Below are 16,655 nucleotides of genomic sequence, written 5' to 3' on the forward strand. Positions count from 1 at the left end.
CCTGGGCAGCCTCCGTGGTTGGTTAGACGAAGCGGAAAACCAGAGCGGCGAAGAGCAGCGAAAGGCCGGTCGCCCACCAGAGATCGGCCGCGGCGAGGCCGAGCCAGGCGAGGTGGATGAAGGCCGATCCGAGCAGGCTGAGGAACAGCCGGTCGCCGCGTGTCGTCGGGATGCCGAGCACGCCGACGCGTTCGACCTCGGGCCGCCAGATCGCCAGCGCCGTCATCACGCCGAGCAGCGCGAAGAGACAGGCGAAGAACAGGCCGGTCTGCGGCGTCCACGCCATCCATGCGAGATCGGGCATCAGACCCTCCCGAGGGCAAAGCCCTTGGCGATGTAGTTTCGCACGAACCAGATCACGAGCGCTCCCGGGACCAGCGTCAGCACGCCGGCAGCCGCGAGCAGCCCCCAGTCCATGCCTGCCGCCGAGACCGTGCGCGTCATCGTCGCGGCGATCGGCTTGGCGTTGACCGTGGTCAGGGTGCGCGCCAGCAGCAGTTCGACCCATGAGAACATGAAGCAGAAGAAGGCGGTGACGCCGATGCCGTTGGCGATGATCGGAGTGAAGATCCTGACGAAGAAGCGCGGAAAGGAATAGCCGTCGAGATAGGCGGTTTCGTCGATCTCGCGCGGTACGCCGGACATGAATCCTTCGAGGATCCAGACCGCGAGCGGCACATTGAACAGGCAATGGGCGAGCGCCACCGCAAGTGGCGTGTCGAACAGTCCGATCGCCGAGTAGAGGTTGAAGAAGGGCAGCGCGAAGATCGCCGGCGGCGCCATCCGGTTCGAGAGCAGCCAGAAGAACAGGTGTTTGTCGCCGAGGAAGCGGTAGCGCGAGAAGGCGTAGGCCGCCGGCAGCGCCAGCGTGATCGAGATCACCGTGTTCATGACCACATAGGTCAACGAGTTGATGTAGCCGGAGTACCAGGACGGATCGGTGAAGATCGTCCGGTAATTCTCGAATGTGATCTGCCGTGGCCAGAGTGTCATGCCGGAATTGATCTCGGCGTTGGTCTTGAGGCTCATGACGACGAGCCAATAGATCGGCAGCATCAGGAAGATCAGGTAGAGGCCGAGCGTCAGCGCGCCGCCATTGAAGCGGAAGGCGGAGCGAGCCTTCGTCGTCGCCTGGGCGGCGGAAAGCGTCGTGGCGGAGCTGAGGCTGTCCGTCGTCATCGGCCGCCCTCACGCATCCGTCGGCGGGCGCCGACGCTCGACATCGAGATTGGTCATCACCGTGTAGAAGACCCAGCACACGGCGAGGATGATCAGATTGTAGACGATCGACATCGCGGCGGCCTTGCCGAGGTCGAACTGGCCGAGAGCCAGTTTCACCAGTTCGATCGAGAGGAAGGTCGTCGAATTGCCCGGCCCGCCGCCGGTGACGACGAAGGGCTCGGTGTAGATCATGAACGAGTCCATGAAGCGCAACAGCACGGCAATGATCAGTACGCGCCGCATCTTCGGCAGCTGGATGAAGCGGAACACCGCCCAGCGGCTGGCGCCATCGATGCGGGCCGCCTGGTAGTAGGCGTCCGGGATCGATTTCAGGCCGGCATAGCAGAGCAGCGCGACCAGCGAGGTCCAGTGCCAGACATCCATCACGATGATGGTGATCCAGGCCGCCAGCGGATCGGCCACATAATTGTAGTCGATGCCGAGCCGGTTGACCGTGTAGCCGAGCAATCCGATATCGCTGCGCGCGAAGACCTGCCAGATCGTTCCGACCACGTTCCAGGGCACGAGCAGCGGCATCGCCATCAGCACCAGCGTGGCTGCGACCTTCCAGCCTTCGCGCGGCATGGCGAGCGCGACCGCGATGCCGAGCGGCACCTCGATCGCGAGGATGATCGCGGAGAACAGGAGGTTGCGCCAAAGGGAGTCGCGCACGCGGCCGCCGAGATCGGTCGTCGGGTCGAGCAGCTCCCTGAACCATCCCGTCCCGTTCCAGAAGAACTGGTTGTTGCCGAAGGTGTCCTGCACCGAATAGTTGACCACCGTCATCAGCGGGATCACAGCCGAAAAGGCGACGATCGCGAGCACCGGCAGGACGAGGAACCAGCCGCGGTTGTCATAGGGCTTGTCCATCAGGCCCTCCCCTCCAGCCGCTCGCCATCTGCATAGACATGGATGTGATCGGGTTGCAGGACGAGGCCCGCCGTCTCGCCGATGTCGCCGAGCTCGCCCGGCACGCTGGCAGCGATGGCGTGTTCCTGCAGGCGTAGCCGCGCCAGCCGGGAGCGGCCGAGATCTTCGATGCGCTCGACCGTGACGGGTACCCCTTCGCCGGGCCGGACGAGTGTCGCGAATTCCGGCCTGACCCCGATCTCGATCCGCTTGCCAGGCGGAATGTCGTAGCTCCGCCGCAGCCCGATCGTCGCCCCGGCGATATGGGCCTGGCTGCCCGCGACGGAGGCCGGGATCACGTTCATGCCTGGCGAGCCGATGAAATAGCCGACGAAGGTGTGGGCCGGCTTCTCGAAAAGCTCGTCCGGTCGGCCCACCTGGACGACCCTGCCGTCATGCATCACAACGACCGTGTCGGCGAAGGTCAGCGCCTCGGTCTGGTCGTGCGTCACATAGATCATGGTGACGTCGAGCGCCTTGTGCAGCGCCTTGAGCTTGGAGCGCAGCTCCCATTTCAGCTGCGGGTCGATGACGGTCAGAGGCTCGTCGAAGAGGATGGCTGCAACATCCGGACGCACCAGGCCGCGCCCGAGCGAGATCTTTTGCTTGGCGTCGGCCGTGAGGCCGCGGGCCTTGCGCCGGAGCTCTCCGGTCAGGTCCAGAAGCGTCGCGATCTCGCGCACGCGGTCATCGACGGCTCTCGGCACCAAGCCACGATTGCGCAGCGGGAAGGCCAGATTCTCGTAGACGGACATCGTGTCGTAGACGACGGGAAACTGGAAAACCTGCGCGATGTTGCGCTTCTCGGTCGGCAGATGCGCAACGTCGCGGCCATCGAACAGCACGCGGCCTTGCGACGGGATCAGCAGGCCCGAGATGATGTTGAGCAGGGTGGTCTTGCCGCAGCCTGAGGGGCCGAGCAGGGCATAGGCTCCCCCCTGGCGCCAGGTCAGGTTCATCGGCTTCAGAGCGAAATCGGCGGGTGCCGAGGCGCCCGGCCTGTAGGAATGCGCGAGATCGGAAAGCTCGATGCGCGCCATGGGGCGTCTCCTCAAGCAGCCGAACGGAAGGCCGGGGCAAGAGCAAGTTTCCCGGCGGAATCAAAGACGAAGACCGCCGACGGGTCGATATAGGCGGAGATGGCGGTGCCCGGCTCCAGCCTGTGCACGCCCGGTGCAAGCGCCACCCAGCGCCCGCCGGAGCATTCCAGATGGACGAAACTCTCGGAGCCTGCGATCTCGGACACGATGACCTTTCCGTCGAAATGCAGGCTGGAGCTGGCGGGGCCTCGCAATTCGAGCTGATGGGCCCGGAAGCCCAGCTGGTAGCTTCCATCCGCCAGTCCGTTCAGCGCTCCCGTCGCAGGGGCTTTCGAGCCGTCGGGCAGCAAGATTTCCGCGCCGGTTTTCGTGACAGGCAGGAGGTTGAGCGGAGGATCGGAGAAAATGCGCGCCGTGATGAGATCCTGGGGGCGCCGGTAAACCTCCGCGCTCGGCCCGTATTGCGTCACGTGGCCTTGCCACAACGTCGCGGTATGCTCGCCGAGCAACAGCGCTTCCTGCGGTTCCGTGGTCGCGTAGACGACCGTCGCATTCGACATGCGCACGATCCGCGGCAACTCCTCCCGCAGCTCTTCGCGCAGCTTGTAGTCGAGGTTGGCAAGCGGCTCGTCGAGCAGGACGAGATCGGCGCCCTTGATCAGCGCGCGCGCCATGGCGGTGCGCTGCTGCTGCCCGCCGGAAAGGTTGAGCGGCATCCGTTCGAGGAAGGGCTCCAGCTGCATCAGCCGCGCCATCGCGCGCACCTTGCTCTCGATCTCCGGCGCCGGCAGACCCTTGACCCTGAGCGGCGAGGCAATGTTCTCGAAGACGCTGAGGTTCGGGTAGTTGATGAACTGCTGGTAGACCATCGCGACCGAGCGCTCGCGCACGGGCAGGCCGGTGACGTCCCGCTCCCGGCCGTTCTCCTCGACCAGGATCCGCCCTGCGGTCGGCCTGTCGAGTCCGGCCATCAGTCGCATGAGTGAGGTCTTGCCGGCGAGCGTCGCGCCGAGCAACACGGTCATCGTTCCTGGCGGGAGCCGCAGCGTGGTCTCGTGAATATGCGTGAGCGCTCCGACGTCGCGACGCACCTTGTCGAGAACAAGACCCATGCGAGCCTCCTTCACGCCCTCTGGGCGGGCGGAGTGTGACCGATCTCACGCGCAGCGTCGAGCGCTTCTCGCCATGCGTCGAGCGCCAGGCCGCATCGAGCAGCCGCGCCGTGGGCATGCCGCGCATCGCGATCCCCCGGTACCCAGGGGCAATGTCACTTGACCTCGTGCCACCGGCTGTAGGTGCGGGTGAGGCGTGAAGATCGGTCAAAACGCCATCGGCCTGCCCCACAAGGGCAGTTGGCCACATGTCCGGCACGCGCCTGTCGTGGCTGGCGGACCGACCGCGGCGGGAGGTGAACCAGTGCGTGCACGACCCCTCGCATTTGCCTCTGCGAAACGACTATCAGGCATATCTGATGGTCGGTGATCCGGAGGCTCGTGTGGAAACGTCGCTCTATCTTCCCGTCAAGGCATTCCTCGAAGGCTTGGGCTACACCGTCAAGGGAGAGGTCGGGCATTGCGATCTTGTTGGACTTCGAGACGATGATCCGACTGTGGTCGTAATCGGCGAACTGAAAATGACCTTCAATCTCGAGCTCATCCTCCAGGGGGTGGATCGGATGAGCGTCGGCGACGAGATATGGCTGGCGGCCAAGCTTTCTGCGCGAGGCAAGGGCCGGGAGAGCGATCCGAGATATCGCAATCTCTGTCGGCGGCTGGGTTTTGGATTGCTGGGCGTCGACATCGCAGGCCGTGTCGAAGTCCTGATTTCGCCGGCGGCGCCGCTACCGCGCAAGGATCCGCGCCGGCGGTCGCGGCTGGTGGACGAGCACAAGCGGCGACGGGGCGATCCTTCCGCCGGCGGAGGTACCCGCAAACCCGTCATGACCGCATATCGCCAACAAGCGCTCGCCTGCGCGGCGGCGATGACTTCGGCACCGCAGCGGCCGCGCGACCTCAAGCAACTGTACCCGGATGCGCAGAAGATCCTGCACCGAAACGTTTATGGCTGGTTCGAACGCTCCGGACGGGGCGTCTACGCCCTCACCGAGGCCGGTCGCCTCGCGGCGGCAGGGTGGTGCGCCGAGTTGGCCGCCAGTCCGGGCAGTCACTGACCGTCGCGGCAGAGAAACAGAACTGGAGCGCCGCGCCAATGTCGGCTTTCGGGCCTTGTCGGCGTCCGTCGTCGGGCGATCAGGCGGGAACGTAGGTCAACCTGATCACGTCTTCGCCAAGCAGATCGTTTCCCACCAGCCGGAGTGGCGGCCGAGGGCCCGCGAAGAACGGCGTGCCGCGACCCAGCACGACGGGGTGGAGATAGAGGCGATACTCATCGATGAGTCCGACAGCGGTCAGGCTCTGCGCCAGCTCCGGTCCGGCCACTGCGATCTCGCCGCCAAGTCGCGCCTTCAGCCCGCGGAGCACCGCCTCGAGGCCATCCCTGACAAGCGTGGCATTGGGGCCGACAGACTTCAACGAGCTCGATACGATCCATTTCGGGTGGCTCCGCCACGCCATCGCGAAATCGCGCCGCTCCGCGTCCCACTCGGGGTCGTCATCATCCCAATAGCGCATGAGTTCGTAGACGCGGCGGCCATACACGCTGCCGGCCAGGCCGCGCACATGCTCGATCCAGTGGCGGAACAGCGCGGGGCCTGTCTGAAATGCCAGGTGGTCGACATAGCCGTCCAGGGACTGGTTCATTCCAAAGACGAGTTTCGCCAAGCGACCAAACCTCCATCCCGCAGTGCTTCAGAATAGCTCCGGCCATGGCTGCGCGGAAGCGCGTTCGTACGGTCTCGAGCCGAGGCGCGCCACGTGCCCGGCGCAAGCGGAACAGCGCAAGGCCAGGCGATCGGCAGCGGCAGCCTTCGGCGCCTGACGGTCTCGACGCGCATTGCCAGGATGTGTGTAATGTTGCCGTCGAGCCAATCGCTCCGGGGGGCATTTCCATGTGTCTGGCAATGGGTTTCGGACGTGCCCGCGGGCGAACTTCGCAGTGCGGCTCCAGGCCGTTCGGTATTCTCCTCGGGCTCGTTCTGGCCGTCTTCTGCCTGGGCTCCGCCGCTGCCTTCGAAGCCCCGCCAACGGTCAGCGCTGCTTCGATCCTGGGCGCGCAGGCCTCTGGCCCGAATTATCGCGTCGATCCGGAGGTGCACAGCGACGGGCTGTTACGCCTCTTCGTGCTGAGAACGGCATTCGGCACTTTTGAGATCGCCGGCGAAGGCCTGATGCGTGAGCGCATCCGCGAGTTGTCGGCGCTGCGCAAGCTGAACGAGATGTCCGCGTCGGATGTTTTCGTGAAGGCCCTCGAGCGGCAGGCGACTGCTCCTCTACGCTTCGGCGCCGACCTCATCACGTCGCCAGCGGAGACGCTGAAGCGATCCGCGTCAGGGGTCGCCAACATGTTCAGCCGGATTGGAACCGGGATCACCAACAACAGCGCCAGCCGCGACAGCATCGCTGGCAGTGTTCTGGGCGTCGATGCAGCTCGACGGGCGCTGGCGGTCCAGTTGGGCGTCGATCCCTACACCGATTTCTCGCCGCTTTCGGCCAAGCTGAACGACATCGCCTCAGCCAGCGCGATGGGCGGGCTTTCCGTCAGGGGTATGATGCTGGCGATCCCCGGGGGCGCCGGCGTCGCCATCAGTTCCACGACGACCGTCGACAGCATCCGGTCGACCCTGGCCGAACGGACGTCCGCTCAGATCGTTGAACAGGTGGTTGGCATGCTTGTGCGCGCGAAGGTGTCGCGCCCGCTTGCCGAGCGCCTCGTTCAGAACCGATCCTATACGCCAACCGACCTGCTGGTGATCGCAAAGGCCCTGGCCTCGCTCAAGGTCGGTGGAAGCGCGCTCTTCGTGGCGAAGGCCGCTGAGGCGACGACGCGCGAGGAGGCCTATTTCCAGCGCAGCCGCGCTGTGCTGCTCGCAGCCAACGCCAAGGCTCTTGGCATCGGCTCGTTCGTTCAGCTTGGTGGCTTTCCGCTGAACCGCTTGAAAGATGGGCGTCTGCTGGCCCTGTTTCCCCTCGATGAGATTGCCTGGACCGAGGGCGTCGCCGGCATGTTCGGCAAGGTCGCATCTGCGAACGGTGCTGACGGACAAGCTCCGGTGCTGGCGACGAACGGCACGCTCACGCCCATGGCGCAAGCCGAGATCACCCGGGCTGGGTGGACTGTCGAGCGCCTCAAGTAACGGCGAACCCTCTCAGCCGACCTTCGCCTGCAATTCGAGGCAGAAGGCGCGAGCGCTGCATCGACAACCGGCGTCCCGGTGGCCTCGCCAACGGGGCTGTCGGCGAGGCCCTCGCCCGGCAAGACACCGAAATTCTTGAGTTCAGGGCTGAGACTAGACCGCAACTGGGTCTGAACCACGTCGGCTACGGATCCCAGATCGATCCCCGCGCCCCGAGGTCGTTTCACCAGCTGTCCTGCCCGCGGCAGCAGCAATTCCGGGTCAATCCTGATCGCTGTTCGCCATGGCTTCGACCGCGGCCCTGACCTTCTCGACGAAGTCGAGCGCCAGCGTCGAGCGCAGGCGCCTGGCGCCCCAGACGACGCCGACATCGTAGTGGATAGCTGGCCGGAAGGGGCGTGCGACGACGCCGCGGCCATCGTACTCGGCGGCCGTGAAGGGATCGACGATCGAGAGTCCGGCGCCGGCCGCGACGAGGGAGCAGGCGATCATCGACAGTGGCGTCTCGACGCGGGATTGTCGGCTGATGCGGGCTGCCGAGAACAGGGCATCGGTGTGGTAGCGCATCGGCGTCGACTGTTCGAGCAGCACGAAGGGCTCGTCCGCGAAATCGGGGGGCTCCAGCACCGCCTTCGTGGCCAGCCGGTGCCCTTCCGGAAGCACCGCGACGCCGGGGACCGGCGCCATCAGCTCGACCTCGATATTGGGAAAGTCGAGCGGAGACTGGGCGAAGCCGACATCGCAGAAGCCGCTCGCGACCCACTCCATCACCTGCGACGAAATGCTGCCATAGATCGAGACTTCGAGCCCCGGTTTCTCCTTCAGGAAGGCGCCGACAATGCGCGGCAGGAAGCCGACATTGAAGGTCGGAAGCGCCGCGATCCGGAGCCGGCCGGACTCGCCCTCGCGCAGCTTCCGGGCGGCGCTCTCGATGCGGTCCAGCCCGACGAACTGCCGCTCGACCTCGCGGTATAACGAAAGCGCCTCATTGGTAGGCACCAGCCTCGTTCCGCGCCGCTCGAACAGCGTCAGGCCAAGCGCATACTGCAGATCATGGATCAACCGCGTCACGGCTGGTTGGCTGATATGAAGCGCGCGAGCCGCCGAAGTGATGCCTCCGGTGACGATGACAGTGCGGAAGGCTTCGATCTGTCGGGGGTTGAGCATGGGCCGTGGCTCGCAAAACCGTATCATAACATTTCGGTATGGAGTCAGCGAATCATTAGATTTGACCAGTCCCAGACTGTCGCCGAACCTTCACGGATCACTCGCAAACGAGGAGGGGATCATGAAATTCGGATGGGTAGGACTGCTGCTGGCCACGACCGCGCTGGGCTCGGGCTCGGCCGCCTTGGCCCAGCAGAAGACGATGTTCGTCGCCGGCTATGGCGGCTCCTATGAGCAGACGATGCGCAAGGAGGTGATCCCGGTCTTCGAGAAGCAGGCCAACGTCAAGATCGAATACGTTGCCGGCAACTCGACCGACACCCTCGCCAAGCTGCAGGCGCAAAAGGGCAACCAGCAGATCGACGTCGCGATCGTCGATGACGGCCCGGCCTATCAGGCGGTCGCGCTCGGTTTCTGCGGCACGCTGACCGACGGCGCCGTCTACAAGGACGTTGCGCCGGTGATGAAGTTCAAGTCGAACAAGGGCGTGGGGCTCGGCCTCGTCGGCACGGGCCTGTTTTACAACAAGAAGGTCTTCGACGAGAACAAGTGGCCGGCGCCGACCTCTTGGAACGACCTGAAATCCAAGACCTATGGCAAGAAGATCGTCAGCCCGCCGATCAACAACACCTATGGTCTGCACGCGCTCATCGCCTTCGCGCAGATCGGCGGCGGCGGCGAAAACAACATCGAGCCGGGCTTCGAGGCCTTCAAGAAGGACATCAATCCCAACATCGTCGCCTATGAGCCTTCACCGGCGAAGATGACCGAACTCTTCCAGAACGGCCAGGCAGTGCTTGGCGTCTGGGGTTCGGGTCGCGTCAAGGCCTTCGCCGACACCGGCTTCCCGGTCGAGTTCGTCTACCCGAAGGAGGGCGGTTACGCGCTCGGCGTCGCCGCCTGCCCGATCGAGGGGTCGAAGAACGCGGCCGAGGCCAACGCCTTCATCCAGTTCATGCTCTCGCCCGCGATCCAGAAGATCATGGCGACCGGCGCCGGATTCGGCCCCGCCAACATGACCGTGACTCTGACGCCCGACGAGCAGAAGGGCCTGCCCTATGGCGAGGACGTGAAGAAGCTCAAGGCGGTCGACTGGGATGTCGCCAACGCCAAGCGCGAGGAATGGACCCGGCGCTGGAACCGCGAGGTCGAGCGTTAAGCCGGACTCTCTCCAGGAAAACCTCCCCGTCATCCCGGCCGTAGCGAAGCGGAGCGCCGGGATCCATCGAAGGGCGGCCCGCTCTGTGATGGATCCCGGGGCAGGCCCGGGATGACGGTCGCGCTTCTTTCGCTTGCACAAGAAGACCGTTCACCCATGTCCCATCTCGTTCTCGAAGGCCTCGGCAAGTCCTATGGCAGCGCCGTCGCGGTCGACGGGCTCAACCTCTCCGTCGAGCGCGGCGAGTTCGTCTCGCTGCTTGGCCCATCCGGCTGCGGAAAGACCACGACGCTGCAGATGATCGCCGGCTTCGTGCCGGTCGATCGCGGGCGGATCCTGCTCGACGGGCAGGATCTCGGTCATGTGCCGCCGAGCAGGCGCGGCCTCGGCATCGTCTTCCAGAGCTATGCGCTCTTCCCGCACATGACGGTCGCCGAGAACATCGCCTTCGGGCTTGAGATGCGCGGCATCGACAAGGCCGAGCGTGAGAAGCGCACCCTGGAAGCCATGGCGCTGGTCGGGCTCAAGGGCTTCTCCGACCGCTATCCGAGGCGCATGTCCGGCGGCCAGCAGCAGCGCGTCGCGCTGGCCCGCGCGCTGGTGATCAAGCCGGCACTGCTCCTGCTCGACGAGCCGCTCTCCAATCTCGACGCCAAGCTGCGCGAGGAGATGCAGGGCGAGCTGCGCCAGATCCAGCGCTCCGTCGGCACCACCACCATCCTCGTCACCCACGATCAGCACGAGGCGATGGCGCTGTCGGACCGCATCGTCCTGATGAACCATGGCCGCGTCGAGCAGATCGGCGCACCTGACACCGTCTACGGAACGCCGGCGACCTCGTTCGTCGCGCATTTCCTCGGCAAGACCAATGTCCTGACGGCGAACGGGGACGGCGCCGGCACGATCGCCATCGAGGCGCTCTCGCTGCCCCTGCCGGGAGCGCGGCGTGGACCGCTCCGCATCGCGGTCAGACCGGAGCGTCTCGTTTTCGCCACGCCGGACAAGCCCGGCTTCGAGGCGAAGATCACCACACGCGTCTTCCAGGGCGCGCATTGGCTGCTCGGCGCCGAGAGCGCGGCCGGCTCGCTCACCATCATCCGCCATAATGACGGCGCTGCGGTGCCGGCCGAGGGTGAGAGCGTGCGCCTGGCCTTTGCGGCGGACGATGTCGCGGTTCTGCCCGAGGAGGCGGCGCCATGACGATCGCCACCTCGCTGGCCATCCCGCAGCGGGCCACTCCCTATGCGCTGACCGGGCCGGCGCTCGCCGTCTTCCTCGGGCTCGTCATCATCCCGCTCGGCATGACCGTGCTGCTCTCCTTCTACGACTGGGGGCAGTACAAGGGCATCGTGCCGGAATTCACGCTAAAGAACTGGTTCGAGATCGCGACCGATTCCTATTTCTTCGAGATCTTCCTGCGGACGTTCCGCATCTCGGTGCTGGTCACGCTGGCGACGATCCTGATCGGCGTGCCCGAGGCCTATATCCTGAACCGGATGGCGCCGGCCTGGCGCAGCGCCTTCCTGCTCGTGGTCATCGGCCCGCTCTTGGTCTCGGTCGTGGCGCGCACGCTCGGCTGGGCCCTGCTGCTCGGCTCGACCGGCCTTGTGAACCAGGGGCTGATCGCGCTCGGCCTGATCACGACGCCGCTCGAATTCATGTTCACCGAGACCGGCGTCGTCATCGCCCTGACGCATGTGCTCATCCCCTTCATGATCCTCGCCGTCTGGGCCTCGCTGCAGCGCCTCGATCCGCAGGTCGAGAACGCCGCCGCCTCGCTCGGGGCCGGTTCGCTCACCATCTGGCGCCGGGTCATCCTGCCGCAGATCGTGCCGGGCATCCTCTCGGGCTCGATCATCGTCTTCGCTCTGGCCGCCAGCGCCTTCGCCTCGCCGGCGATCATCGGCGGGCGCCGGCTCAAGGTCGCCTCGACGCTGGCCTATGACGAGTTCCTCAACACGCTGAACTGGCCGCTCGGAGCGGCGGTCGCGACGCTGCTGCTGGTCGCGCTGGTGCTGATCATCGTCGGTTCGAACAAGCTGGTCGAACGCCGCTACGCACAGGTGTTCGAATGAAGCGCAACGGCACGCTCGCGCTGGTCTTCCACGCGCTTTTCGTCGTCTTCATGCTGGCGCCGCTGGCGATCGTCTGCATCGTCGCCTTCACGCCGGAAGGCTATCTCTCCCTGCCGACGCGCGGGCCGAGCCTGCGCTGGTTCAAGGCGATCTTCGATTACCCCGAATTCATGCGCGCTTTCCGCGACTCGCTTTGGCTCGCGGCCTTGTCCTCGACCATCGCGATCATGCTGGCGGTGCCGGCGGCGCTCGCCATCGCGCGCCACCGCTTCCCCGGCCGCGACGCCATGACGGCGCTGTTCATGTCGCCGTTGATGGTGCCGCATGTCGTGCTCGGCATCGCCTTCCTGCGCTTCTTCACGCAGATCGGCCTGTCCGGCACCTTCACCGGGCTGGTGCTGAGCCATGTCATCGTCATTCTGCCCTTCGCGCTGAGGCTGGTGCTGGCCTCCTCCTACGGCATCGACCAGCGCATCGAGCACGCCGCGACATCGCTCGGGGCTGGAACCGCGACGGTGTTCCGCCGCGTGACGCTGCCGCTGATCCTGCCCGGCGTCGTCTCGGGCTGGCTGCTGGCGGCGATCAACTCCTTCGACGAGGTCACGATGACCGTGTTCATCGCCTCGCCGCAGACCACCACGCTTCCCGTCCGGATGTTCCTCTATATCCAGGACAATATCGACCCGCTGATCGCCGCGATCTCGGCCTGCCTGATCGCGCTGACCGCGGTGATGCTGTTCGCGCTCGACCGGTTGTTCGGGCTCGACCGGCTGTTCGTCGGAACCGGAAAAGGCTGAGAAAACCGTGTCTTCACCCATGACCAAGGAGCCCGATGCGGTCGTCATCGGCGGCGGTGTCGTCGGCGGTGCGATCGCGCTCGGGCTCGCCCGCAGCGGCGCCAGCGTCGCCATTCTCGACGAGGGCGACGACGCCTTCCGGGCCTCGCGCGGCAATTTCGCGCTGGTCTGGGTCCAGTCCAAGGGCTTCGGCATGCCCGAATACGCGCTCTGGTCGCGCCGCTCGGCGGATGACTGGAACGGGCTCGCCGGCATCCTGAAGGTCGAGAGCGGCATCGATGTCGCACACAGCCAGCCGGGTGGGTTCATGCTCTGCCTGTCGGACGGCGAGCTGCAGAAGCGCGTCGACATGATGCACCGGCTCCACAACCAGGAGACGATGACGAACTTCAACTACGAAGTACTCGATCATGCCGAGACCAAGCGTCGCCTGCCGGCGATCGGCAAGGACGTCGTCGGCGCGCTCTACTCGCCCCATGACGGCCATGTGAATTCGCTCAAGCTGTTCCGGGCGCTGCGCGAGGCCTGCGTGCGGCGGGGTGTCGACTATCGCCCGAGCCATGCCGTCGAGACGATCGAACCGCGCGAGGGCAGCTTCTCGATCCGCGGCCCCTGGGGCGAGATCCGGACCGGCCGCGTCGTGCTCGCAGCCGGCCTCGGCAATGCCCGGCTCGCGCCGATGGTCGGGCTCGATGCGCCGGTGACGCCCAGCAAGGGCCAGATCATCGTCACCGAGAAGACCGAGCCCTTCCTGAACAATCCGATGGTAACGGTCCGCCAGACCGACGAGGGCGGCGTCATGATCGGCGATAGCCAGGAGGATCGCGGCTTCGACACGGTCGTGCGCCAGCCGATCCTGTCGGTGATGGCCGAGCGCGCGGTCAAAATGTTTCCCCGCCTCGCCGGACTCAACGTCGTCCGCACCTGGTCGGCGCTACGCGTGATGAGCCCGGACGGCTTCCCGATCTACGACCAGTCCACCACCCATCCCGGCGCCTTCGTCGTCACCTGCCATTCCGGCGTGACGCTTGCCGCGAACCACGTCCTGACGCTCGCGCCCGCCATCCTCTCCGGCACGCTGCCGGATGCGGTCTCGACCTTTTCCGCGAGGAGATTCCATGTTCCGGCCCATGCGTGAGCGCGCGGCTGCCGCCGCGCTCAACTTCACCTTCGACGGCAGGCCGATGACTGGCCGCGCCGGTGACACTGTCGCGGCCTCGCTGCTCGCCAACGGCATCGTCGCCTGCCGCGAGACGCCGGTCTCGGACACGCCGCGCGCGCCCTATTGCCTGATGGGCGTCTGCTTCGACTGCCTGGTCGTCATCGATGGCATCGGCAACCGGCAGGGCTGCCTCGTTCCGCTCAGCGAGGGCATGCGGATCGAGACCCAGCATGGCCGTCGCCAGTTCGGGGAGGCGCTGTCGTGACGCCGGTCAAGGATATTGCCACCGTCGCGGAGGCCTACGACCTCATCGTGGTGGGAGCCGGCCCGGCCGGTCTCTCAGCGGGCGTCCGCGCGGCCGAACTCGGCCTGTCGGTGCTGCTGGCCGACGAGAACCCGACGCCCGGCGGGCAGATCTATCGCGCGATCACCACGACGCCGGTCACCGACCGCAGCATCCTCGGCGAGGATTACTGGCGCGGCAGCGGCATCGTCGCCCGCTTCGAAAAGAGCGCGGCGACCTATGCGCCGGGCTGCACGGTCTGGTCGATCGGCCCCGACGAGGCGACACCAGGCAGCTTCGAGCTCGGCCTCTCGCTCGGTGGCAAGGCGCGGATGATCTCGGCCGCGCAGGTCATCCTCGCGACCGGCGCGCAGGAGCGCCCCTTCCCGATTCCGGGCTGGACGCTGCCCGGCGTGATGACCGCGGGCGCGGCACAGATCGCACTCAAGGGCTCCGGCATCGTCCCGTCGGGCCGCACCGTCATCGCCGGCTGCGGACCGCTGCTCTATCTGTTGGCGAGCCAGCTTGCCGCCGCTGGAACCGAAATCGTCGCGGTGCTCGACACCACGCCACGGTCCAACTGGAGCAAGGCGCTCGCTGCATTGCCGGATTTCCTGCGTTCGCCCTATCTCGCCAAGGGGCTGAAGCTGATGGCGGCGACGCGCGGTAAGCTGCGCTTCCTTACCGGCGTCACCGGCCTGGCCGCCCAAGGCGAGAAGCAACTCGGCGGTATCCGCGTCGAGCGTGGCTCACGCGTCGAGACGATTCCTTGCGACGCGCTGCTGCTGCATCAGGGCGTGCTGCCGAGCGTCAACTTCTCCAACGCAGCCGGCTGCGAGCACTATTTCGACGAGGAACAGCATGCCTGGCTGCCGCGACTCGACGAATGGTACGCCTCATCCGTGGCGGGCATTGCGATCGCGGGCGATGGCGCCGGCATCGGCGGCGCCGAGAGCGCGGCGCTGCGTGGCGAGATCGCGGCTTTCGGCGCCGCCTTCCGGCTGGGCAAGCTCGGCGAGAGCCAGCGCGATGCGCAGGCCGCGCCTGTCCGCGCCGAGCTGTCGCGCCGCCTGCGAGGACGCCGCTTCCTCGACCTGATCTACAAGCCGGCTCCACAGTTCCTCGCCCCACCACAGGACGAGACGATCATCTGCCGCTGCGAGGAGGTCACGGCCGGTCAGGTCCGCGATGCGGCGGCGCGCCTCGGCGTCACCGGACCGAACCAGATGAAGGCCTTCCTGCGCTGCGGCATGGGCCCCTGCCAGGGCAGGCTCTGCGGCCCGACCGTGGTCGAGCTGATCGCTCAGACGCGTGGCGTCTCGCCGGCCGAGACCGGCTATTACCGCCTGCGCCCGCCGGTGAAACCAGTCACGCTGGCCGAGCTCGCGGCCCTGCCGGCGACGGAGGCTGCGGTCAAGGCGGTTGTCCGGTGAGGACCGGCCGCGACAGCGCCGATGTCGTGGTCATCGGCGGCGGTATCCATGGCTGCTCGACCGCGCTTCACTGCGCGCTGCGCGGGCTCTCGGTCATCCTGATCGAGAAGGACCACGCCGGGCGTCATGCCTCGGGCGTCAATGCCGGCGGCGTGCGCCAGCTCGCCCGTCATGTCGCGGAGATCCCGCTGTCGAATGCCTCGATGGCGATCTGGCACGATATTGCCAACCTGGTCGACGACGACTGCGGGTTCAGTTCCGACGGGCAGGTGCTGGTTGCCGAAAACGAGGCCGACCTCGCTCAATGCCGCGCCCGAGTCGAGGATCTCAACCTGCGCGGCTTCCACCATGAGGAGATGATCGACGCAAAGGAGCTGCGCGAGATCGTCCCGGCCGTCTCGGAGGATTGCCCGGGCGGCGTGATCTCGCGCCGCGACGGGGCTGCGATTCCGCTCCGCGCCACCCAGGCCTTCAAGCTCAAGGCGCAACGGATCGGCGTGGATGTCCGCGAGGGCGTGCGCGTCACGAAAATCGAGCACGACGGCGCGAACTGGCGCGTCGTCACCGATGCCGGCGAGTGCCTCGCGCCCCGCATCGTCAACGCCGCTGGCGCCTGGGGCGGCCGCATCGCCGCCGATCTCGGCGAGCCGGTTCCGCTTGAGGCGGTCGCGCCGATGCTGTCGATCACGGCGCCGCTGCCGGCCTTCATCAAGCCGGTGGTGATCCTGCGCGGGCGCAAGCTCTCCTTCAAGCAGTTCGGCAACGGCACGGTGTTGATCGGCGGCGGCTATCTCGGCCGCGCGCTTCCCGACGAGAACCGCACCATCCTCGACTGGTCCAAGCTCGCCTCGAACCTGAAGACCGTCTGGGAGCTGTTCCCGATCATGCGAGGCGCTTCGATCGTGCGCGCCTGGGCTGGCATCGAGGGACGCATCGCGGACGAGCTTCCGGTCTTCGGCCGGAGCGCGAAGCACGAGGGCGTCTATCATCAGTTCGGCTTTTCGCTGCACGGCTTCCAGCTCGGGCCCGGTGCCGGTGCCGTAATGGCGGAGATCATCGCCACCGGCCGCTCGAACGTACCGATCGACGGACTCGGCATCGAGCGCTTCGCCGGCTCACATTGATTGCGATCCCATCACCGACTTCAATCCGAAGGA

The 16,655-nt window shown here is 66.3% G+C and carries 17 protein-coding genes; 10 read left to right on the plus strand and 7 right to left on the minus strand.

Annotated features, from left to right (window positions below; all coding sequences use genetic code 11):
- Positions 1-22 precede the first annotated feature (22 nt).
- The 5 genes from VGN82_RS07150 to VGN82_RS07170 form a co-directional block, all read right to left on the minus strand.
- Positions 23-304 (minus strand): DUF2160 domain-containing protein, encoded by a 282-nt coding sequence (locus VGN82_RS07150; RefSeq protein WP_327526307.1) that lies wholly within the window; start codon positions 302-304, stop codon positions 23-25.
- Positions 304-1,056, minus strand: coding sequence for a carbohydrate ABC transporter permease (locus VGN82_RS07155; RefSeq protein ID WP_327526479.1), 753 nt, complete (start codon positions 1,054-1,056; stop codon positions 304-306). The genes VGN82_RS07150 and VGN82_RS07155 overlap by 1 nt, the downstream gene beginning before the upstream one ends.
- Before the next feature lie 132 nt (positions 1,057-1,188).
- Positions 1,189-2,091, minus strand: coding sequence for a carbohydrate ABC transporter permease (locus VGN82_RS07160; protein WP_327526308.1), 903 nt, complete (start codon positions 2,089-2,091; stop codon positions 1,189-1,191).
- Entirely contained in the window at positions 2,091-3,170 is a 1,080-nt protein-coding gene (locus tag VGN82_RS07165; protein ID WP_327526309.1) for an ABC transporter ATP-binding protein, read from the minus strand. The genes VGN82_RS07160 and VGN82_RS07165 overlap by 1 nt, the downstream gene beginning before the upstream one ends.
- 11 nt (positions 3,171-3,181) lie before the next feature.
- Positions 3,182-4,282, minus strand: a complete 1,101-nt coding sequence (locus VGN82_RS07170; protein ID WP_327526310.1) for an ABC transporter ATP-binding protein — start codon at positions 4,280-4,282, stop codon at positions 3,182-3,184.
- Between the two features lie 383 nt (positions 4,283-4,665).
- Between VGN82_RS07170 and VGN82_RS07175 the strand changes: the two genes are divergently transcribed.
- Positions 4,666-5,340, plus strand: coding sequence for a DUF2161 domain-containing phosphodiesterase (locus VGN82_RS07175; protein WP_327526480.1), 675 nt, complete (start codon positions 4,666-4,668; stop codon positions 5,338-5,340).
- Between the two features lie 79 nt (positions 5,341-5,419).
- Here VGN82_RS07175 and VGN82_RS07180 read toward each other — a convergent pair whose 3' ends face one another.
- Entirely contained in the window at positions 5,420-5,950 is a 531-nt protein-coding gene (locus VGN82_RS07180) for a dihydrofolate reductase family protein (RefSeq protein WP_327526311.1), read from the minus strand.
- Positions 5,951-6,189: 239 nt separating this feature from the next.
- Between VGN82_RS07180 and VGN82_RS07185 the strand changes: the two genes are divergently transcribed.
- The gene (locus tag VGN82_RS07185; protein WP_327526312.1) at positions 6,190-7,422 is read left to right on the plus strand and encodes a hypothetical protein; all 1,233 of its coding nucleotides are present in this window, start codon (positions 6,190-6,192) and stop codon (positions 7,420-7,422) included.
- A gap of 261 nt (positions 7,423-7,683) precedes the next feature.
- Here the strand turns inward: VGN82_RS07185 and VGN82_RS07195 are convergent, their stop codons facing one another.
- Complete coding sequence (locus tag VGN82_RS07195; RefSeq protein WP_327526313.1) at positions 7,684-8,589, minus strand: LysR substrate-binding domain-containing protein; 906 nt, start codon at positions 8,587-8,589, stop codon at positions 7,684-7,686.
- Between the two features lie 121 nt (positions 8,590-8,710).
- Between VGN82_RS07195 and VGN82_RS07200 the strand changes: the two genes are divergently transcribed.
- From VGN82_RS07200 to VGN82_RS07235, 8 genes are all read left to right on the plus strand, one after another.
- Entirely contained in the window at positions 8,711-9,748 is a 1,038-nt protein-coding gene (locus VGN82_RS07200) for an ABC transporter substrate-binding protein (protein WP_414644216.1), read from the plus strand.
- Between the two features lie 156 nt (positions 9,749-9,904).
- The gene (locus tag VGN82_RS07205) at positions 9,905-10,948 is read left to right on the plus strand and encodes an ABC transporter ATP-binding protein (protein WP_327526314.1); all 1,044 of its coding nucleotides are present in this window, start codon (positions 9,905-9,907) and stop codon (positions 10,946-10,948) included.
- Complete coding sequence (locus tag VGN82_RS07210; RefSeq protein ID WP_327526315.1) at positions 10,945-11,823, plus strand: ABC transporter permease; 879 nt, start codon at positions 10,945-10,947, stop codon at positions 11,821-11,823. The genes VGN82_RS07205 and VGN82_RS07210 overlap by 4 nt, the downstream gene beginning before the upstream one ends.
- Positions 11,820-12,620 (plus strand): ABC transporter permease, encoded by an 801-nt coding sequence (locus tag VGN82_RS07215; RefSeq protein ID WP_327526316.1) that lies wholly within the window; start codon positions 11,820-11,822, stop codon positions 12,618-12,620. The genes VGN82_RS07210 and VGN82_RS07215 overlap by 4 nt, the downstream gene beginning before the upstream one ends.
- Positions 12,621-12,627: 7 nt before the next feature.
- Positions 12,628-13,758: an NAD(P)/FAD-dependent oxidoreductase gene (locus tag VGN82_RS07220; RefSeq protein WP_327526317.1), complete on the plus strand. Its 1,131-nt coding sequence runs from the start codon at positions 12,628-12,630 to the stop codon at positions 13,756-13,758.
- On the plus strand, positions 13,739-14,047 hold the full coding sequence (locus VGN82_RS07225; RefSeq protein WP_327526318.1) for a (2Fe-2S)-binding protein: 309 nt from the start codon (positions 13,739-13,741) through the stop codon (positions 14,045-14,047). The genes VGN82_RS07220 and VGN82_RS07225 overlap by 20 nt, the downstream gene beginning before the upstream one ends.
- A complete protein-coding gene (locus VGN82_RS07230) occupies positions 14,044-15,498 on the plus strand; it encodes an NAD(P)/FAD-dependent oxidoreductase (protein WP_327526319.1) in 1,455 nt (484 codons plus the stop codon). The genes VGN82_RS07225 and VGN82_RS07230 overlap by 4 nt, the downstream gene beginning before the upstream one ends.
- Entirely contained in the window at positions 15,495-16,622 is a 1,128-nt protein-coding gene (locus VGN82_RS07235; RefSeq protein ID WP_327526320.1) for an NAD(P)/FAD-dependent oxidoreductase, read from the plus strand. The genes VGN82_RS07230 and VGN82_RS07235 overlap by 4 nt, the downstream gene beginning before the upstream one ends.
- Positions 16,623-16,655: the final 33 nt, after the last annotated feature.

It is taken from the genome of Allobosea sp. (genome assembly GCF_035999205.1).
In the GTDB taxonomy this organism is placed as follows: Bacteria; Pseudomonadota; Alphaproteobacteria; order Rhizobiales; family Beijerinckiaceae; genus Allobosea.